Origin of the sequence: Paraclostridium sp. (genome assembly GCF_051657365.1) — a bacterium.
Lineage (GTDB): Bacteria > Bacillota > Clostridia > Peptostreptococcales > Peptostreptococcaceae > Paraclostridium.
Genome location: NZ_JBOFKN010000070.1, coordinates 37,184 through 57,012, shown reverse-complemented (window position 1 = coordinate 57,012; position 19,829 = coordinate 37,184). Strand labels below are relative to the sequence as shown.

Genomic DNA, 19,829 nt, shown 5'->3' with positions numbered 1-19,829 from the left:
AATGTGACATTATATTTTCTAGCAACTTATAAACTTATTATAACCATTACTACACTTAAAAATTAATATGAATTAAAAAAAGAAAAATTTACATAATAATACTGTTAACAAAAGTAATAATACAAAAAATAAATAATTATGTATATAAAATGGATTTATTGAGGGAATTTGCTAAGAGGTATTTAAAAGTTGCATATTGAATTTTTAAATATACAAATTTTAGATAAGGAGATGGATAAACATGAATTTATGTAAAAAAATAATAGTTTTAGTATGTTTATCATCTATGCTATTAGGATTCAATCTATCATCAAAAAAAGAAATACCAAATAATTTAGATTTAAACAAAATAGATGAAATTAATAAAGAAGATATAATTGGTACGGATAAAGTTAAAAATGAACAAAGCCAAGTTGTAGTGGAATTAAAAGCTGAGAAACAAAGAATTTTGAAAGTAGCTTATTGCAGAGAAGATATAACTGTAGTTACAGGTATAAATAAGGAAGAAATGAAACAAGTTTTATTAAGTACAAAAGGAGCTAAAACTATGGTACATTTAGCAGATGCATTTGTAGAAGCTGAAAAAAAATATGGAATAAATGCTTTTTTTATGGCTGGGGTCGTTGCATTAGAAAGTGGGTTTGCAACTTCTAGACGTGCTGTTGAGGATAATAATTTAACTGGATATGAAGTATATAAAGATAACTCAGAAGGAAAGTTATTTTCAACTCAAGTAGAATCAATACTTCAAACAGCAAAGCATTTAAGAAAAAATTATTTGACTGAAGGAGCAGTTTATTATAATGGATTATCAGTTGATGCAATTCAGATACAATATTGCCCGGATGAAGGATTAAATAAAAATTGGAATGGAAAAGTAAATGAATTAGCGAATTCTTTTTTTAATACATATAATGATTTATTTAAAAATAATATAGAAATATCACAAAAAAATTAGTGAAAAGAGGCTGAAAACTATTTAGTTAAAGCCTCTTTTTATATATAATCCTTAACTAAGCCATAATACTGGCAAAAATTAAACATGAAATAAGAAGAAAAGAATTGAATTGTAATTGGAGCAGTAAGTAAATAACTATTTTTCTGTAAAAACAATCTATCTCCATATAAAATTGATGTTATGGCAAGTTGAAGATGATTTTTAAATATTTCATACTTGTGTTGTATCTCAACAGGTTGCCAGCCTTTAAGATGAATATAAAAGCATAAATTATATTTATCTTTTCCTACTGAAATCCATTCTCCTAAAATTTCGTCCCTTAAATTAAAATTTACTTTTTTATAGTTATAAAAATTAGATATATCTAAATATAAAATTCTAGTGGCATCATTATGGGTAAGTGTATATTTTCTACCATCTAATTTAGCAAACTTGGTCATTGGAGCTATAAATTCCACGTCTAAATTTTCACTATTGAATTGCATTAAAACACCACCTATATATTAGTAAATAATAAAATATATTCCTAATTGTACAAAAGTATAATAAAAAACTCTTTTTTATATAAAAATAACAAAAGAATATAAATTGTGTTAAGAAAGGATATGCTATGAAACAATTTAAAAAAATAATAACATCAACGATTATAGCTATACTTTTATCAACAAACATATTATTTGCAGAAAATAAAGTAGAAAAACTTATGCCCTCTGCAGATGTAGTATTTGTAAATTTAAATTTAAAGTATCCTATAGTGCAGATGACTTTAAATGATGATACTGATTTTAAAGAAAATGATGTGATTTTATCTGTAATGTCACTAAGTAAAAAAATGGTTTATGATTTATATGATTTAACAGATTTATATAAATCAAAAAATGAAAAGGTACTAGTGAAATTTAAAAGAGATAAAAAAGAATGTTCACAGGTATTTACAGCTAAAGATTTTAGAGGTATATATTTAAGTTTTACTCAGCAGTTTTGTGGAACTATAACGGCAGTTAAGGAAGATGGGACTTTTATAGGATTAAGTCATAATATAGACGGGTCTGAAGTTGCTCAAAGTACCCAGGTTTTTGAAACTTCGTATGTACATTCTGTAAAAGCTAAACTATTTAATAGTGGAGGTTTAAAACCGCATATGAAAGAAAGTGAAGATGGAAAATTAAATTATTTAGGGGATATAGATAGGTATAGTGAATATGGAGTAAAAGGAAAGTTAAAACAAAATAAATTTGATGAAAGTAAAGCTATAGAAATTGCTAAACCTAAAAAAGGAACTGCTTATATATACTGTAAATCACCAATTACTAATGAAAAAAAACTACATGAAATAGAAATAACAAAAATTTATGAAGATGGAGCTAAAATAAAAGTAAAGGATGAAGAACTTAAGGAGTATAGAGGTGGAGTAATTGGAGGGATGAGTGGATCTCCAATTATACAAAACAATAAATTAGTTGGAGGAATAAGATCTAGTTATATACACAATCATAAAATAGGATTTATATCGAGTATAGATTATATGTTAAATCCAGATGGAGCTTATAATTAAAGAGAAAATTAGGAGTATAAAAAATATAAGTTATTTATATATATTTATATTGTTTTTCTATTATTATTTACAAGTATAAATATGTTAGATGAAAATAACTTGAAAATCCTACAGGTAAAACTGTAGGATGAATTTCCTCTAACAAATATACTCATATAATGTCGAAATATCTAGTAAATCTAATTATAAATGAAGAGGGCTTAGATAAAATTAATAAATAAAGGATAATGATATATATTATTTGGATAAAGTGTTGAAATATGGAAAAATACATCGTATAATTAAGGAAAATGTTAAATTAAATTTAAAAAAATAGGAGGATACGGTATGTTAAAATTTTTACAACGTATAGGTAAGTCCTTAATGCTACCTATAGCAACTCTTCCGATTGCTGGGATAATGTTAAGACTTGGACAACCAGATGTAATCAATGCACTTGGTGGTATACCGTTCATGCAAACGATATTACCGTTTTTTGGAGCTGCAGGGTCAGCTTTATTTGATAACTTGGCATTACTGTTTGCATTAGGAGTTGCAGTCGGTTTTTCAGATGACCAAAATGGGGCATCGGCATTAGCTGGGGTTATATCTTACTTCACTTTAACTAATGTTACAAAGCAATATTGGACTATGAATCTTGATGCAGATATAGTATCAACTTTAAATATATCATTTTTAGGTGGTATATTAGCAGGTTTAATAGGAGGGCTTTGTTATAATAAATTTAGAAAAGTGAAGCTTCCAGAATACCTAGCATTCTTTGGAGGTAGACGACTTGTTCCTATAATGGCAGGTCTTATATCTGTTTTAATAGCAATTCCTTTAGGAATGGTTTGGCCAACTGTACAAGGTGCTTTAACTGATTTTTCAATATCAGTTGCAGGATTAGGAGCTGTAGGGGCTGCAATGTTTGGTTTATTTAATAGATTATTAATTCCTGTAGGACTTCATCATGTTTTAAATTCATTTTTCTGGTTTCAATTAGGTAGTTATAATGGGAAAAGTGGAGATATTGCTAGATTTTTAGCAGGAGATCCAACGGCGGGTCATTTTATGGCTGGATTTTTCCCAATAATGATGTTTGGGTTGCCAGCAATAGCACTTGCTATTTATTTTGCAGCTAAGAAAGAAAAAAGAAAGGCTGTCGGAGGTATGCTTTTATCACTGGCACTTACTTCTTTCTTAACCGGTGTTACAGAGCCAATAGAGTTTTTATTTATATTCTTATCACCTATGTTATTAGTTGCACATGCATTACTTACATCCTTATCATTTTTTATAGTTGATAGTTTAGGAATATTGCATGGATTTACGTTCTCAGCAGGTGCTATAGACTATTTACTAAACTTTGGGCTAGCGACTAAACCAGCAACTTTATTGCTAGTAGGATTAGGAATGGGAGCATTATACTTTGTTGTATTCTATTTATTAATAGTTAAATTAAACTTACCAACTCCTGGTAGAGAAGAAGATTGCGATGAATTTGATCAAGATGGAGCTGAAACTACAATAGGTAGTGATGAGGAGCTTGCTAAAAAATATATAGAGTATTTAGGTGGATCTGAAAATATAACTAAAGTAGACAACTGTGCAACTCGTTTAAGATTAGAATTAGTAGATACAGATAAGATGAACGATAAAGGATTAAAAGCTATAGGAGCAAAAGGTATTGTTAAATTAAATAAAACTAGTGCTCAAGTTATAGTTGGGACAACTGTAGAATTTGTTGCAGATGGAATGAAAAGTGTACTTAAATAATTTAAAAGAGTGTCAATTGACACTCTTTTTTATTTTTAGTAGTACTCATTAAAATCACAATCTATACTAAATTCATTAGGACTTAATAAGCCTCCAAAAGATATATAGATGTTATTTATTTGATCTGCTAATCTTTTATTTATAATTATATTATATCCATCTTGTTCAAATAATTGATCGTCTTCTCTTAACTCATCCAGAGTTATATGCACTCTAGCATCACATCAAAGACTTATAGTCCTTACGAATACTCTTATATATCGCAGTTCTTGTGAAATGTTTAATAGTTTATCAAGTTCTGCTTTAGCAGAGTTATAAATTTTTATATTCATGTCAAATCTCCTTAGTCAAATTTATATCATTATATAATAATAATTTAAAAATGTAAATTTAATAAGGATTGTAAAATTAAGATAATGTATTGTTTAAGCAGTCATCACATACAAATCCTTCATGAGGAAAATAATTACTTTCATTATGTGGATAAGGATTAAGGCAACGACAGCATGTACTATGATAATACTTAGGAACGGTGTAGACTTCTATACCAGGAATGGAATTAAAAGTATCTAAAGTTTTAGATGCAGTGAAATAATCCTCGTATATAGATTTAGCTTCCTCAATAGCTTTTCTTTTTAAATAACTATCATTCATAAAAATACCTCCTAAATAAATTTATATATTTAGTATTCCTATAAATTTAAATATGTATTAAGTAAAATATGGTAGTTAATAGAAATATAATCAATATTATTATATAATAGTAGGTAGACAAATTTAAGAGGTATTAATATGAAAAAAGTAATTAAAATATCTGTGAGAAATCTTGTAGAATTTATAATAAGATGTGGAAGTATAGATAATACAAAAACTGGATCTATAAAGCCTATAGAAGGTACGAGAGCGCATCAGATGATACAAAGGTCATATGATGATAACTATGAGGCAGAGTTTTATTTAAAATATGAATTTGAATATAAAAATACTACAATAAAAATTGAAGGAAGAGCGGATGGAATATTTAAAGAAAATAATAAAGTTATAATTGATGAAATAAAAACTACTTTAAAAAATGTATATGATTATAACGAAAATACAAATATTCTTCATATGGCTCAAGCTAAGTGCTATGCATACATATATTGTGTATTAAACGATTTAACTGATATAGATATACAACTTACATATTATAATATTGAAACTATGGAAATAAATAAGATAAGAACAAGTTATAGTATAAAAGAGTTAGAACAAGATTTTTTATATTTAGTAAATGAATATAAATTATGGATAGATATACAGAATAAACATTTAATAAAAAGAAATGAATCAATTAAAGATTTAAAATTTCCATTTGAAACCTATAGAAATGGGCAAAGGGAATTTGCAGTATATGTATATAAAAGCATAGTAGAGGGAAAACGATGTTTTGCTCAAGCGCCTACTGGTACTGGAAAAACAATATCTACATTATTTCCAACTATAAAAGCTATGGGAGAAAATTATACATCTAAAATATTTTACTTAACTGCAAAGAGTATAACTCGAGAGGTCTGTGAAAAAAGTATATTATTAATGAAAAATAAAAAGTTACATTTAAAATATGTAACTATATATGCTAAAGATAAGGTGTGTAAAAAAGAAAAAACTAATTGTAATCCAGTATATTGTGAATATGCAAATGGGTATTTTGATAGGATAAATAATGCATTAAAAGAAATACTTGAAAATGAAAATGACTATTCAAAAAATAATATTGATTTTTTTAGTGAAAAGTATAAATTATGTCCATTTGAACTATCACTTGACTTGACTTCATTTGCAGATGTAATAATATGCGATTATAATTACGTATTTGACCCTAAGGTATATCTAAAAAGAGTTTTCGATACTAAAAAAGAAGACTATACATTTCTAATAGATGAAGCACATAATCTAGTAGATCGAAGTAGAGAGATGTATTCAAAATCTTTAAGTAAATCTCAATTTGATAATATAAGTAAGTTAACAAATGGAAAAAATAAAAAGCTTAACTACTCAATAAATAAAATAAAATCGTATTTTAAAGAATTAGATGAAGAATTAATAATCTATAAGGATATTAAGCTAATTAATCACATAGAAAATAAGCACTTAGATGAGGAGTTTAATTTACTATTAAAAACACTAACTCAAAAAATAGATGAGTATTTAGAGGATAATAAAGATGAAAATGAAGAACTTATAAATTTATACTTTGATATAAATTCTTTTTTAGGAATTGGTGATTACTATAATGAAAATTTTGTAACTATTTATGAAAAAAATGGAAATGATGTAAAAATAAAAATTTTTTGTATAAATCCTTCAGATGTAATTGATGAGCGAATGAAAAAAGCTAAAACAACAGTTATTTTCTCAGCAACACTAATCCCTAAAAATTATTTTTACAGTATGTATAAAGGCAATGAAAAAGACTATTTTATAAGTTTAGAGTCTCCATTTGAAAGTAACAAAAGGGAGTTAATATTTGCAAATAATATAAATACCACTTATAATAGACGATATGAAACTTGTGATGAGATAGTAAACTATATTAAAGAATGCGTGGAAAGTAAGGTTGGAAACTATATGGTATTTTTTCCTTCATATAATTATATGGAGTTAGTATATGAGAAATTAAAGGAAAAATATGAACATATAAATATACAAGTTCAAGCAAAAGACATGAGTGAAACAAGCAAAGAAAATTTCTTGGAAAAATTTAAAAAATCTACTGATAGCACTCATGTAGGTTTTTGTGTATTAGGAAGTCACTTCTCAGAAGGAATAGACCTTACTAATGACAAGTTAATAGGAGTTATAGTAGTAGGTGTTGGAATGCCTCAAATAGGAGTTGAGAGAAATCTTATAAAAAAATATTTCGATAATAGTAAATATCATAATGGATTTGATTATGCATATACTTATCCGGGTATGATAAAAGTACTTCAAGCTGCTGGAAGATGTATAAGAACTAATTATGATAAAGGAATTATAATGCTTATTGATAGCAGATATTCTCAAAGTAGATATCAAAGATTATTCCCAAAAGAGTGGTATCCTAACAAAATTGCTCGAAAGAGTAGTGATGTAAGTGCTATATGTGAAAAATTTTGGGAGAATATGAAGGAAATTTAAGCTGTATATGTAATATAATAAATATAAATTTATATTACATGGTTGAAAATCCATATCAAAACTTAAGATTGGGGGCAATAACAATAATATGAGTGACAAAAAAGGAAAGAAAAGTAGCCTTATAAAAAAAATAGCAATAGGTTTTTTAGTATTATTTGGATGTGGGGTAGCAGCTGGAAGTTTATTTGTTATGGCTATATTACTAAATACTCCAGATATAGATCCGCATAAAATGGTACTTGCTGAAAATTCTATTATATATGACTCAAATGATAAAATAACAGAAAAAACACAAGGTCCAGAGTCAAGATACATAGTCAAGGATATGAATGAAATACCAGATAACATGAAAAATGCGGTGCTTGCTATAGAAGACCATACTTTCTACGAGCATCATGGTATAAATATAAAAAGGACTATAGGTGCATTTGCAGAAAATATAAAAGCAGGATTTAAAAAGCAAGGTGCGAGTACAATTACACAACAATTAGCTAAAAATGTATATTTAACTAATGAAAAAACTTATAAAAGAAAAATAAAAGAACTTTATTATTCTCTTAAACTAGAAAAAGAACTAAGCAAAGATGAAATTTTATTAGCATATTTGAACACACTGTCTTTAGGACAAGGAACTAGAGGAGTAAAGGCAGCAGCAGCTAAATATTTCGATAAGAATGTATCAGAATTAGATTTAGCTGAATGTGCTCTTTTAGCGGGAATAACTAAATATCCTAGTAAATATGCAGCATATAAAACATCACAGTTAACATTAAATGATGATATTGAAAACGCACAAATATTAGTATATGCACAAGATTATGTGCCAACTGATGATGATCTTGAAATGTATAAAATATTACGTGAAGATGGCAAAATTGATGATCTTACGTATGATGCATTAAAAAAGGGTAGAAAAGTAGTATATCAAGCTACATTTAATGAAGAGTCTAAAAAAAGACAAGAAGTTGTACTATCTAGAATGTTAGAACTTGGATATATAACAAAGAGCCAATATGATGAAGCTATAAATGAAAAAATTAAAATAAAGCTAGGTGATAAGGTAGAGAATAAAAATTCTTCATACTTTAATACTTTAGTCAAAAAAGATGTAATAGAGGCTTTAGTAAAAGAAGGATATACTAAAGATGAAGCTGAAGATATGCTATATAATGGTGGACTTAGAATTTATTCGACTATAGATTCTAATGCACAAGATGTAGTTGAGAAGGAATATGAAAATGATTCGAATTTCCCAGGTACATATAGGGATGAACATGGAAACTTACAACCTCAATCAGCTATGGTTATTATGGATAATAATAATGGGCAAATTAAAGCTATGATAGGTGGACGAGGTATCGGTGGAGATAGTTTATATAATAGAGCTATAAACCCAAGACAACCGGGATCATCTATAAAGCCATTGGCAGTATACTTACCTTTAATGGAAAGAGTAGGAATGACTCCAACATCTCTAATGAATGATGAGCCTATAAAAAAAATAAATGGTAAAGATTGGCCTAGAAATGCAGGTGGGTCATATCATGGAAAAGTAGGTATGAGTGAAGCACTTAAACACTCATATAATGCAGCTGTAGTTCAAGGTGCGGCAATGTTAGGAAAGAATGAAGCCGAGTCAATGAAAATAGTTCAACAATCATTAAAAGATGTAGGGATATCAACAGCAGAAGAAGCTAAATATTATCCAGCAGTACTTGGAGGTATGGATACAGGAATTTCTCCATTAGAAATGACAGCAGCATATGCAACTATTGCGAATGGAGGGGTTTATGTAGAACCTATAACATTTACTAAAATTGAATTATCAGATGGAAGTTTGCTTCTTGAGAATAAGCCAGAAAAGAAAAGAGTGTATTCAGAAAATACTGCATATTATATGGCTAAAATGTTAGAGGGTGCAGTTAATTCTGGAACAGGTAAAAGTGCTAGAATGTCTAATATGGCAGTAGCTGGTAAGACAGGTACTACTAATAATAATAGAGATGCATGGTTCTGTGGATTTACACCATATTATACAGCTTCAGTTTGGATAGGTAATGATAGAACTGATTCTTTATCAAAGGGAAGTCAAATAGCTTCATCTCTTTGGAAAGATATCATGAATCCTGTTCATAGCGGATTAGAAAGTAGAGAATTTAATAAAGTAGGACCATTTGCTAATGTAGATGTTAATTATAGGGAAGGCATGAGTTCAGCACCTAAACCAACTGAACAAGAACAACCAGTTGAAGAAGAACAACCAGCTGAACCTGAGGTACCGGTAGATCCAAATCAGCCAGTAGATCCTAATCAACCAGTAGATCCAAATCAACCGGTAACACCACCAGTGACACCACCAGTGGAGCCACAGCCACCAGTAACACCACCGGTGACACCACCAGTAGAACCACAACCACCAGTAACACCACCAGTACAACCAGATCAACCGCCAGCTCCAGCAGCTAATACAACTGCCAATAAGCCAGCGGCATAAATATAATATAAAACAAAAAAGATATAGGATTTAAACCCTATATCTTTTTTGTTTTAATATTGTTAAATTTTGAATATAACTAGCATCATATAGGCTACATAGGCTATTATTAAAATAATTCCTTCTGACTTATTAATATCTTTTTTTCTAAGTGCAAATACATATGCAATGATAGTTACGAATATCATTATAACTATATCTAAAAATAAACTAGGATCTACAGGCATAGGAGATATCAAAGCTGATACACCAAGTATAAACAAAATATTGAATATATTAGATCCTATGACATTACCGATAGCTATATCACTCTCCCCTTTACTAGCGGCTACAACTGATGTTACGAATTCAGGAAGTGATGTTCCTATAGAGACTATTGTTAGACCAATCATTTTTTCGCTTACTCCAAAGTTAAGAGCTATATTAGAGGCACAATCAACAACTAATTTGCCTCCAATTACAATACCTATAATACCTATTAAAGACATAAGGATAGCTTTAGGTAAAGGTATAGAATAAGAAGCAGTAATTTCTTTTGAGGAAGTAATGCTAGTCTCTTGGTTTAAAATTTTATTTCTAGAGTTAAATGCTATTTCTAACAGATAGTACATAAATATACCAAATAACATTAAAAATACTAATCCATCTCCATTTGATAATATTGAATTTTGTGTTTGTTGAAATAATAAATCATCACTTAAAACTAACAATAAAACTGATGCTAATATAAGAAAAGGGAATTCTTTTATAAGTATAGATTTTTTAACAGATAATGGAGCTATGAAAGCTGACATACCAACTACACATAATAGGTTGAAAATATTAGATCCGATTACATTTCCAAGTGCAATTCCGTTTTGACCTTGGATAGAAGCAGTTATACTAACGGCAGCTTCAGGAGCGCTGGTTCCAAATGCAACAATTGTAAGCCCTATAATTAATGGAGGGATTTTAAGTAATGTAGCAATACTTGAAGATCCATCGACAAAGTATTCGGCACCCTTAACTAATAATAAAAAACCAAGTAATAAAAGCAAATAAACCATACAAACATCTCCTTTAAAATGATATAAATGTAAATAAAAAAGACCTTCTAAATAAATAGAAAAATTTCTACTCATTTAGAAGGTCTTGCTAACAAGAATAAACTCGCTAATTAACCGAGTGATATTCACTGATATGACGATTAATTAACACCTAAGTGTAAGCTACTCCCCTTCTAGGGACTTTAGTTTTATAATTTAATTATATGCAAATTTTGAAAAAAGTCAACTGATTTACAGTAATTTATTTCTAGACATTATAAATGTAAGAATGAGACACATAATACATGTTATTAGTATGACTAACCAAAACCCATTTAAATCATTTGAAAAAGGTAATCCAGGAACATTCATACCAAAGAATCCAGACACAATAGTTGGAATCGACATTATAAGTGTTATGGAAGTTAAAAATTGCATAACCGTATTTTGGTTATTACTAACTATAGCACTAAATGCATCCATTATTCTGCTTAAAATATCACCATAGATAGTAGCCATTTCAAGTGCTTGTTTATTTTCGATTATAACATCTTCAAGTAAGTCTTCATCTTCTGAATATTTTTTTATAGATTCAGTTCGAAGCATTTTATTAAGAACTAATTCGTTGGCTTTTAAGGATGTAGAAAAATATATAAGTGATTTTTCAAGTTCTAAAAGCTGTACTAATTCTTTGTTTTTCATAGATTTATAAATTTCTTTCTCTATGGCTATTGTCATTTTATTTATTCTTCTAAGATAATGTAAATAATAACTTGCATTTTTATAAAGTATTTGAAGAATAAATCTAGTTTTTTTATAAGTGAAAAAATTTTTAACATGTCCTACTATAAAATCGTTTAGTATTTTTGTTTGACCCGTACAAATAGTAACTATAGTATTATCTAAAAGAATTATACCTAACGGGATAGTAGAATAATGAGCAGATGAAGCATCACTTTCATCTACTGGAATATCTATAAGTATTAATATATGATTATCTTCTATATCAATTCTTGAACGTTCTTCCTCATCAAGGGCTGCTTTAATACTTTCTATGTCTATGTTAAATTTAGCAGAAATATCAAGTATTTCAGATGTAGTAGGTTCTACTAAATTAACCCAACAGCCATTTTCAAATGATTTTAATTTTTCTAATTTAGAGTCAATAGTTTTGTAGTATCTTATCATTTGATCACTCCTTTATTCAGTTTTAAAAGCAATCACTTAGGTATTATCTGCATAATTGCTTAAACATATAATGGAATAAAGGAATTTAAGCAGTTATCAAATTGTACTAAGTGATTTAATAAACAAACATATCCGCAATGGAATATTGTCCATTTTTAATATCACTCCTTTTAATTATAGTTAGTAAAAAAGACCGCATAGGCATCACTGCTTAAGAGGTCATGTACTTAAATAATACCATAAACTAAATATCAATACAATAAAATACTATATTAAATTTATAAAATACTAAATAAATTTAAGTTGAAAATATGAACATATTTAAGGTTGTTTTTAGTATATAATTTATATATAGAAAACTTAGGGGGATGAATATGAAATATAGAAAATTTGGTAAGACTAATGAAGAGTTATCGATATTGGGATTTGGATGTATGAGATTTCCTCAATTAGATGGGAAAATCGATGTATCAAAAGCTACAAAAATGGTTAGATATGCAATAGATAATGGAGTTAATTATATAGATACTGCATATCCATATCATGATGGGGAAAGTGAAATAGTCGTTGGAAGAATTTTAAAAGAAGGATATAGAGAGAAAGTTAATTTAGCAACTAAATTACCTTCTTGGAATATAAATTCAAGAGAAGATATGGATAAATATTTAGACGAACAATTAGAAAAGCTCCAAACTCAGTACATTGATTTTTATTTGGTGCATGCTTTAGATGAAAAATTATGGAATAATTTAATTGAAAATAAACTATTAGATTTTTTAGATGATATAAGAAAAAGCAAAAAAGTTAAATATGTAGGATTTTCATTTCATGATAAATATGAAGTTTTTGAAAAAATAGTTGATTCCTATGATTGGGACTTTACTCAGATACAATATAATTATATAGATGAAAAATATCAAGCAGGAACTAGAGGACTTGAGTATGCATACAAAAAAGGGTTAGGGGTAGTAATAATGGAGCCTCTTAGAGGTGGAAAATTAGTAACAAATATATCAAAAGATAGTATGAGTGCAATAGAGAATTTCAAATTAAAAAAAACACCTTCTGAGTGGGCATTTAAATTTTTATATAATAAAGAAGAGGTTGGTGTTGTCCTTAGTGGAATGTCTAGTATAGAACAAGTTATTGAGAATATAAAAACTTGTGATAAAGAAGGAACTGTTAATTCAATGACAGAAGATGAAAGTGAAGTGCTAAAAAGTTTAAGAGATAATTTCAAATCTAAAATAAAAGTAAATTGTACATCATGTAAATATTGCTTGCCATGTCCAATGGGAGTAGATATTCCAAATTGTTTTGAAGCTCTTAATAATGCTAGTATGTTTGATGATATAGAATATGTTAAAAATAATATGTATAAATATATAATGAATAAAAAAAGTGATGCTTCTAAATGTATAGAGTGCGGAAAATGTGAAAAAGTTTGCCCTCAACATATAAATATAATAAAACAATTAAAAGAAGTCAAAAAAGTATTTAAATAAGTTATAAGGTTGAAAAAAATATTTTAATTTGGTAATATATATAATACATTAAAACTTAAAAAGGACAGTTCGAAAGCCTCCTGTCTTTAAATAAAACTATGGTTAAGTCTTAAAATATAATATTTTATATTACTATGACAGTAAAACCGTAGATTTTTTCTGCGGTTTTTTATAATTTTAGGACTTATAAGGAGAAAATAAATGAGTAAAAGTACAAAAAAATTAGTAACAACAGCATTAGTTGCAGCTATATACGCAGTATTGACATTAGTTTTAGGTGCTATAAGCTATGGGCCTATACAATTTAGGATAGCCGAACTTATGGTATTGCTTCCATTTATAAAGAAAGATTATATATGGGGTCTTACTATAGGTTGTTTTTTAGCCAATATAATAGGTCCGTACGGGGTACCTGATATAGTATTTGGAACAATAGCTACATTCTTAAGTGTATATGCAGTATACTTAACTAGTAAAATAATGAAAGGCAAAAAATATGCATTATTAGTAGCATCTATATGGCCAACGCTTATAAATGCAATTGTAATAGGATTTATGTTAAATATTTTCTTTGGATTACCACTTGTATTATCTATGTTGCAAGTTGGATTTGGTCAATTTGTAGTTATAACTATATTGGGGGTTCCATTATATAAATCGTTAAAAAGTAAATATTTTAAAATACTAGAAAATACATTTTAATAGAGGTTAGAAAGGAAATATTATGTTTGTCGAAGTTTTAATAGGCTCAACCATAGTTTTAGGAACAGTGTTGTTTTATAAAAATGAAACTGGAAAATTAGAAATAACAAGACACGAAATTCAAAATACCAAAATACCTAAAGAATTTAATGGATTTAAAATAGTTCAAGTTAGTGATTTACACAATAAAAGTTTTGGTAAAAACAATGAAAAATTATTAAGACTTATAGAAAGCGAAAATCCAGATATTGTAGTTGTAACAGGTGATTTAGTTGAAGGTGATAATAAAAACTTTCATATTGCTTTAAATTTAATAGATGAATTAGTTAAAAAATATGAAGTTTATCATATAATAGGAAATCATGAACAGAAATCTCTAATAAAAAAATATAAAAAAGAATATGAAACTTATTTTAAAAACTTATATAATAAATCTATTAAAAATTTAAATAATGATAAACTTTGTTTAAATAGAGGTAATTCTAGTATAAATATATATGGACTTATAGTTCCATTAAATTATTATCCATATTTTTTCAAAAACTATAAAAATAGAAAAAATAGATTGGAAGATAAATTTATACACCAATCTTTGGGAATGATAAATAAAGAAGAATATAACATTATGCTTGCACATACTCCATTTTTCTTTGAAGATTATGAGGAATATGGTGTTGATTTAGTTTTATCAGGGCATGTTCATGGAGGGATAATAAGACTTCCGGGAGTAGGAGGAATTCTTTCTCCAAATAGAGAGTTCTTCCCTAAATATGATTTTGGGAAATATGAAAAAAACGATACTACAATGCTTTTAAGTAAAGGATTAGGTGGATCTAAAGTTTTGATACGACTTAATTGTAAACCGGAGATAGTTAGTATAACGTTGAAAAATGGTTAACTTCATTATAGTTTATATAATGAAGTTTTTTATATAGAAAAAAACTATGCATAAATTGTAAAATATAGAAAAAATCTATACATTGAATTGTATAAATTTGATATAATTGATTATGAAATTGAGAAAATTGCAAAAAAACAAAAGACAGTAAAGGGGTAAAAAAATGAAAAAAAATAAAAAAATTAAAGCTGTAGTTTTGGGTTTATTATTAACATTTTCAATTGGAACTTTAGTTGGATGTTCTCAAGATAAAGGTTCTGAAGACTCAAGTAAATCAACAAAAAATTATAAAAATATAAATGCTAAAGAGACAGAAGACTTAATAGCTAGTGGGGACGATATTGCAGTAGTTGATGTTAGAACTAAGGATGAATATGATACAGGGCATATAGATAGAGCTATGAACATAGATTTTGATGATTTTCAAAATAATTTAACTATATTAGATGATTATAAGGAAAAGCCAGTATTACTTTATTGCAAAACTGGAAATAGAAGTGAGAAAGCAGCTAAAATATTAAAAGATAATGGCTTTACAGAAGTGTACAATGCAACAGATGGTGTAGAGGAACATGATTACAAATTAGTTAAGTAAAATATAACCTCCTAGCTTGATAATATATAGTTAGGAGGTTATATTATTATAAAAAAGACATTAAAAGAGCAAAGGAGAAGAGACATGAAAAAAATTATTGCCTTGGTAATAACATTATCACTAGTATTTTTAGTGGGGTGTAGCAGCAATGATAGTTATCAATCAAGTGACATTTTAAGCAAAGGATATAAAAATATAGAAAGTAGTGCAAAAGGAAGTACTGTGAATTTTTATGGATGGGGTGGTAATGAAGTTTTCAATAAGTGGTTTGATACTTATGTTATACCTAATATGAAAGAAAAATATGATATTACTGTTAAAAGGGTTGGAATGGACATTGACACGATAATGAACAAATTAATATCTGAAAAACAAGTTAAAAATACTAAAGGAAATATAGATGTAATTTGGATTAATGGAGAAAATTTCAAAGTAGCAAAGGATAATAATCTTTTATTTGGACCATTTACAGATAAAATTGAAAACTATAAAAAATATGTAGATACAAAGTCTAAAGATATTACTACTGATTTTGGAACATCTGTAGACAATATGGAATCGCCTTGGGGCAAAGCTTCATTTTCAGTAGTGAAAAATTCAGATAAAATAAATTCAACAATAGTAGATTCTAAGTCATTAAAGGAGGTTATAGTAAATAATCCTGGAAAATTTACATATCCAGCACCCCCAGACTTTACAGGGAGTGCTTTTGTAAGAAATATTATATATGATATTGTTGGGTATGAAAAAATAGCTAATTTACCAGAAAATGAAGAAAAGGTTAAAGAAGCTATAAAACCAGCAATAGACTACCTTAATGAAATAAAACCTTATTTGTGGAATGAGGGAAAGACATATCCAGCAACTATAGCTCAACTAGATAATATGTATTCTGATAATGAAGTATATTTTACTATGAGTTATGCTCCAAATGAAGTAAAAGGAAAAATTGAATCAGGTGAATTTAGTAAAAATACACACTTTATAAATTTTGATAAAGGAAATATATCTAATACACACTTTTTAGCAATACCTGAAAATTCTGAAAATAAAGAAGGGTCTATGGTTTTAATAAATTATTTAACAAGTATAGATGCACAAGCATCTAAGAGTAACCCTAAAAATTGGGGAGATATGACTATATTAGATTTAAATAAAATACCTAAAGAGGATAAATCAAAATTTAAATATTCAGTAGATATAAAAACTCAAATACCAGAAATAAAAGCAAGTTTAGTTCCTATAATAGAAAAAATATGGATGGATGAGGTTTCAAGTAACAATGAATAAATTAAATCCATATATATTAATAGCTCCAGCAATAGTATTATTAATCTTTATAATTGGTACTGGATTTATGACTTGTATATGCCAAAGTTTAGGGTATTTTCCTCAAATTGGATTGAAAGATATAACTTTTAATTACTACAAAGAGATATTAAGTGATAAACAATTCATTCAATCTCTTGTAATAAGTTTTAAAACATCTTTAATATCATCTATAATAGCAGTTATTATAGGTGTTATATTAGCGTATCTTATGTCAAAGAGTAAATTTACTAAGATTAGATATTTTTTATTAAATTTACCAATAATAGTTCCTCATATTGTAGTTATATTACTAGCATTTACTATTTTTTCTAAAACTGGAATATTAGCTAGAATATTATATCATTTAAATATAATAAAAGATTCTAATGAATTTATAAATTTAGTAAATGACAAAAATGGAATAGGGATAATAATTGTATACATATACAAAGGAATACCATTTATAGCTCTTACTGTATACAATATATTACAACGCATAGATGATAAGTTAGAGGAAGCAGCTGAAAATTTAGGCGCTAATAAATATCAGGTTTTTAGATTTGTAATATTGCCTAATATAATGCCAAGTGTAATCTCCTCATTTATAATAATTTTTGCATTTTCTTTTGGATCATTTGAGGTTCCATATTTAATAGGAGCAACAAATCCAAAAGCACTTCCAGTAAATGCATATATAAATTATATAAGCTTAGATTTGAGACAAAGGCCTATAGCGATGGCTATGAATACAATATTAATTAGTATAAGTTTTATATTATTAATATTGTACAACTATATATTTAAAAAACTTTACAAATATAAATCATAGGTGAAAATATGAATGAAAACTTTAAAAAACTAATAATAGATATAATATTAATTTCGCTTACCGCACCATTAATAATACTTTTTATATGGTCGATATCATCTTCATGGGTATTTCCGCAAATTATACCAAGTAACTTTTCTCTCAGAGGATTTGAATATATATTAAGTAGTGATAATATGAAAATTTTAATAAATAGTGTATTCATATCTATAATTGTGGTTATATTGACGCTAATTATAAGTATCCCGTCTGCAAGAGCGATAGCACTATATAATTTTAAAGGAAAGCAGTTATTTGAATTATTAATTTTATCTCCAATAATAATACCAATGACATCTGTGGCTATGGGAATACAATTAACTTTTATAAGACTAGGAATAGCTAATACTGTTATAGGTGTGATTATTATAAATATAGTACCTTGTTTGCCATATAGTGTAAGAATAATTACAGATGTATATAAATTAATAGGTGATAAATATGAAGTACAAGCAAGTATGCTAGGAGCTAATAATATAGATATACTAAGGTATGTAACAATGCCTTTATTATTACCAGGACTAATAGGTGCATCAAGTATGTGTTTTATAATTTCATTTAGTCAATATTTTCTTACATTATTAATAGGTGGAGGCAGTGTTATAACTTACCCGCTTATAATGTTTCCCTATATACAAAGCGGAGATAGGACGTTAGCATCTATATATAGTATAGTATTTATTATAATAAGTTTAATAGTAGTAATATTAATGGAAAAGACATTAAATAAATATTATATGAAAGGCAAGGAGTGTTAAAATGTCAGCAGTTAAAATTATTGAGTTGGTAAAAACATTTAATAATACAGAAATACTTAAACATATAAATTTAGATATAAAGCAAGGTGAGTTTATAACTTTGCTAGGTAAGTCCGGGTGTGGGAAAAGCACAACATTAAAGTTGATAGCAGGACTTACAACTCCGGATAGTGGTGATATATTATTTGATAATAAATCAGTTTTAAATTTAAAAACTCAAGATAGAGAAGCTGTAATAGTTTTTCAAGATTATTCACTATTTCCTCATATGAATGTATTTGAAAATATAGAGTTTGGACTTAAAATGAAAAAAATAGATAGAAAAGTTAGAAAAAATAAAGTAAATGAGCTTATGAATCTGGTAAAATTACAAGGTTTTGAGAAAAAATACCCAAATGAATTATCTGGAGGACAAAAACAGAGAGTTGCAATAGCTAGAACCTTAGCTGTTAATCCCAAAATACTATTATTAGATGAACCTTTTTCTAGCTTAGATATAAATTTAAAAAACGAAATGAGAGATTTTATACTAAACTTACAAAAAAAATTAAAAATAACTACTATATTAGTAACTCATGATAAAGAAGAAGCTTTAATGATGAGTGATAAAATAGCTGTGATGATAAATGGTGAAATAGCTCAATTTGATATTCCAAAGAATTTATATGAAAAGCCAAATTCCAAAGAAGTTGCAAATATATTTGGACAAAGAAATTATATACGAGGAAGAATAAAAAATGGAGTATATATATCTGATATTTTAAATTTAGAGTTGAAATGTAATGAAGAAAATATAGAAAATATAGAAAATATAGAGCTTATGATATCAAAGGAAGATATTGAAATACATAGTAATAGTTATGAAATAGGTATAAGTGGGAATATCTTAAAGAAGGTATATTCAGGAGATATAACCTATTATGATGTTAATATAAAAAATACTGTAATGAAATTAAGTTCTAGAAATAGTATGTATGAAGTAGGTGAAAATGTTAAGTTGAGTATAGTTCCTAAAAATACAATTTATTTTAGTGAAAATTAATATTGAAAGTAGG

18 protein-coding genes are annotated in these 19,829 nt (G+C 27.3%); 13 read left to right on the top strand and 5 right to left on the bottom strand.

The window, feature by feature from the left end; all coding sequences use genetic code 11:
* The first annotated feature begins 241 nt into the window (after window positions 1-241).
* Window positions 242-958, top strand: a complete 717-nt coding sequence (locus ACRCYC_RS05030; RefSeq protein WP_438618009.1) for a glucosaminidase domain-containing protein — start codon at window positions 242-244, stop codon at window positions 956-958.
* A 38-nt stretch (window positions 959-996) separates the two neighbouring features.
* Here the strand turns inward: ACRCYC_RS05030 and ACRCYC_RS05025 are convergent, their stop codons facing one another.
* The gene (locus ACRCYC_RS05025) at window positions 997-1,443 is read right to left on the bottom strand and encodes a staygreen family protein (RefSeq protein ID WP_438618008.1); all 447 of its coding nucleotides are present in this window, start codon (window positions 1,441-1,443) and stop codon (window positions 997-999) included.
* Window positions 1,444-1,568: 125 nt separating this feature from the next.
* On the opposite strand from ACRCYC_RS05025, the gene ACRCYC_RS05020 reads away from it, so the two are divergent.
* Together ACRCYC_RS05020 and nagE are read left to right on the top strand one after the other, a co-directional pair.
* Window positions 1,569-2,513: a SpoIVB peptidase S55 domain-containing protein gene (locus tag ACRCYC_RS05020; protein ID WP_438618007.1), complete on the top strand. Its 945-nt coding sequence runs from the start codon at window positions 1,569-1,571 to the stop codon at window positions 2,511-2,513.
* 327 nt (window positions 2,514-2,840) lie between these two features.
* Window positions 2,841-4,271 (top strand): N-acetylglucosamine-specific PTS transporter subunit IIBC, encoded by a 1,431-nt coding sequence (gene nagE / locus ACRCYC_RS05015; RefSeq protein ID WP_438618006.1) that lies wholly within the window; start codon window positions 2,841-2,843, stop codon window positions 4,269-4,271.
* 35 nt (window positions 4,272-4,306) lie between these two features.
* Here the strand turns inward: nagE and ACRCYC_RS05010 are convergent, their stop codons facing one another.
* Both ACRCYC_RS05010 and ACRCYC_RS05005 read right to left on the bottom strand, forming a co-directional pair.
* Window positions 4,307-4,483 (bottom strand): hypothetical protein, encoded by a 177-nt coding sequence (locus tag ACRCYC_RS05010; protein ID WP_438618005.1) that lies wholly within the window; start codon window positions 4,481-4,483, stop codon window positions 4,307-4,309.
* Between the two features lie 196 nt (window positions 4,484-4,679).
* On the bottom strand, window positions 4,680-4,925 hold the full coding sequence (locus tag ACRCYC_RS05005; protein ID WP_438618003.1) for a hypothetical protein: 246 nt from the start codon (window positions 4,923-4,925) through the stop codon (window positions 4,680-4,682).
* Between the two features lie 138 nt (window positions 4,926-5,063).
* Between ACRCYC_RS05005 and ACRCYC_RS05000 the strand changes: the two genes are divergently transcribed.
* Window positions 5,064-7,430: an ATP-dependent DNA helicase gene (locus tag ACRCYC_RS05000; RefSeq protein ID WP_438618002.1), complete on the top strand. Its 2,367-nt coding sequence runs from the start codon at window positions 5,064-5,066 to the stop codon at window positions 7,428-7,430.
* Window positions 7,431-7,518: 88 nt separating this feature from the next.
* Window positions 7,519-9,924 (top strand): transglycosylase domain-containing protein, encoded by a 2,406-nt coding sequence (locus ACRCYC_RS04995; RefSeq protein WP_438618000.1) that lies wholly within the window; start codon window positions 7,519-7,521, stop codon window positions 9,922-9,924.
* 62 nt (window positions 9,925-9,986) lie between these two features.
* On the opposite strand, the gene ACRCYC_RS04990 is transcribed toward ACRCYC_RS04995, so the two are convergent.
* Window positions 9,987-10,970, bottom strand: coding sequence for a calcium/sodium antiporter (locus ACRCYC_RS04990; protein ID WP_438617999.1), 984 nt, complete (start codon window positions 10,968-10,970; stop codon window positions 9,987-9,989).
* Between the two features lie 231 nt (window positions 10,971-11,201).
* The gene (locus ACRCYC_RS04985) at window positions 11,202-12,137 is read right to left on the bottom strand and encodes a magnesium transporter CorA family protein (protein WP_438617997.1); all 936 of its coding nucleotides are present in this window, start codon (window positions 12,135-12,137) and stop codon (window positions 11,202-11,204) included.
* Between the two features lie 374 nt (window positions 12,138-12,511).
* On the opposite strand from ACRCYC_RS04985, the gene ACRCYC_RS04980 reads away from it, so the two are divergent.
* The 8 genes from ACRCYC_RS04980 to ACRCYC_RS04945 all read left to right on the top strand — a co-directional run bounded on the left by ACRCYC_RS04980 (window position 12,512) and on the right by ACRCYC_RS04945 (window position 19,816).
* Window positions 12,512-13,642, top strand: a complete 1,131-nt coding sequence (locus ACRCYC_RS04980; protein ID WP_438617996.1) for an aldo/keto reductase — start codon at window positions 12,512-12,514, stop codon at window positions 13,640-13,642.
* Window positions 13,643-13,843: 201 nt separating this feature from the next.
* On the top strand, window positions 13,844-14,344 hold the full coding sequence (locus ACRCYC_RS04975) for a QueT transporter family protein (protein ID WP_438617995.1): 501 nt from the start codon (window positions 13,844-13,846) through the stop codon (window positions 14,342-14,344).
* A 22-nt stretch (window positions 14,345-14,366) separates the two neighbouring features.
* Window positions 14,367-15,242 carry a metallophosphoesterase gene (locus ACRCYC_RS04970; RefSeq protein WP_438617994.1) on the top strand — a complete coding sequence of 292 codons (876 nt, stop codon included), beginning with the start codon at window positions 14,367-14,369 and terminating at the stop codon, window positions 15,240-15,242.
* Between the two features lie 163 nt (window positions 15,243-15,405).
* Window positions 15,406-15,837: a rhodanese-like domain-containing protein gene (locus ACRCYC_RS04965; protein WP_438617993.1), complete on the top strand. Its 432-nt coding sequence runs from the start codon at window positions 15,406-15,408 to the stop codon at window positions 15,835-15,837.
* A gap of 84 nt (window positions 15,838-15,921) precedes the next feature.
* A complete protein-coding gene (locus ACRCYC_RS04960; protein WP_438617992.1) occupies window positions 15,922-17,127 on the top strand; it encodes an ABC transporter substrate-binding protein in 1,206 nt (401 codons plus the stop codon).
* On the top strand, window positions 17,120-17,977 hold the full coding sequence (locus ACRCYC_RS04955; RefSeq protein ID WP_438617991.1) for an ABC transporter permease: 858 nt from the start codon (window positions 17,120-17,122) through the stop codon (window positions 17,975-17,977). The genes ACRCYC_RS04960 and ACRCYC_RS04955 overlap by 8 nt, the downstream gene beginning before the upstream one ends.
* A gap of 8 nt (window positions 17,978-17,985) precedes the next feature.
* Window positions 17,986-18,774: an ABC transporter permease gene (locus ACRCYC_RS04950; RefSeq protein ID WP_438617990.1), complete on the top strand. Its 789-nt coding sequence runs from the start codon at window positions 17,986-17,988 to the stop codon at window positions 18,772-18,774.
* Between the two features lies 1 nt (window position 18,775).
* Window positions 18,776-19,816, top strand: coding sequence for an ABC transporter ATP-binding protein (locus ACRCYC_RS04945; RefSeq protein ID WP_438617989.1), 1,041 nt, complete (start codon window positions 18,776-18,778; stop codon window positions 19,814-19,816).
* The last annotated feature ends 13 nt before the right edge of the window (window positions 19,817-19,829 follow it).

Coding starts and splice junctions, on each gene's coding strand:
- ACRCYC_RS04945 (WP_438617989.1), top strand. CDS start 18,776: ATGTCAGCAGTTAAAATTATTGAGTTGGTAAAAACATTTAATAATACA.
- ACRCYC_RS04975 (WP_438617995.1), top strand. CDS start 13,844: ATGAGTAAAAGTACAAAAAAATTAGTAACAACAGCATTAGTTGCAGCT.
- ACRCYC_RS04965 (WP_438617993.1), top strand. CDS start 15,406: ATGAAAAAAAATAAAAAAATTAAAGCTGTAGTTTTGGGTTTATTATTA.
- ACRCYC_RS05000 (WP_438618002.1), top strand. CDS start 5,064: ATGAAAAAAGTAATTAAAATATCTGTGAGAAATCTTGTAGAATTTATA.
- ACRCYC_RS04960 (WP_438617992.1), top strand. CDS start 15,922: ATGAAAAAAATTATTGCCTTGGTAATAACATTATCACTAGTATTTTTA.
- nagE (WP_438618006.1), top strand. CDS start 2,841: ATGTTAAAATTTTTACAACGTATAGGTAAGTCCTTAATGCTACCTATA.
- ACRCYC_RS04970 (WP_438617994.1), top strand. CDS start 14,367: ATGTTTGTCGAAGTTTTAATAGGCTCAACCATAGTTTTAGGAACAGTG.
- ACRCYC_RS05030 (WP_438618009.1), top strand. CDS start 242: ATGAATTTATGTAAAAAAATAATAGTTTTAGTATGTTTATCATCTATG.
- ACRCYC_RS05005 (WP_438618003.1), bottom strand. CDS start 4,925: ATGAATGATAGTTATTTAAAAAGAAAAGCTATTGAGGAAGCTAAATCT.
- ACRCYC_RS04995 (WP_438618000.1), top strand. CDS start 7,519: ATGAGTGACAAAAAAGGAAAGAAAAGTAGCCTTATAAAAAAAATAGCA.
- ACRCYC_RS04980 (WP_438617996.1), top strand. CDS start 12,512: ATGAAATATAGAAAATTTGGTAAGACTAATGAAGAGTTATCGATATTG.
- ACRCYC_RS05020 (WP_438618007.1), top strand. CDS start 1,569: ATGAAACAATTTAAAAAAATAATAACATCAACGATTATAGCTATACTT.
- ACRCYC_RS04950 (WP_438617990.1), top strand. CDS start 17,986: ATGAATGAAAACTTTAAAAAACTAATAATAGATATAATATTAATTTCG.
- ACRCYC_RS05025 (WP_438618008.1), bottom strand. CDS start 1,443: ATGCAATTCAATAGTGAAAATTTAGACGTGGAATTTATAGCTCCAATG.
- ACRCYC_RS04985 (WP_438617997.1), bottom strand. CDS start 12,137: ATGATAAGATACTACAAAACTATTGACTCTAAATTAGAAAAATTAAAA.
- ACRCYC_RS04955 (WP_438617991.1), top strand. CDS start 17,120: ATGAATAAATTAAATCCATATATATTAATAGCTCCAGCAATAGTATTA.
- ACRCYC_RS04990 (WP_438617999.1), bottom strand. CDS start 10,970: ATGGTTTATTTGCTTTTATTACTTGGTTTTTTATTATTAGTTAAGGGT.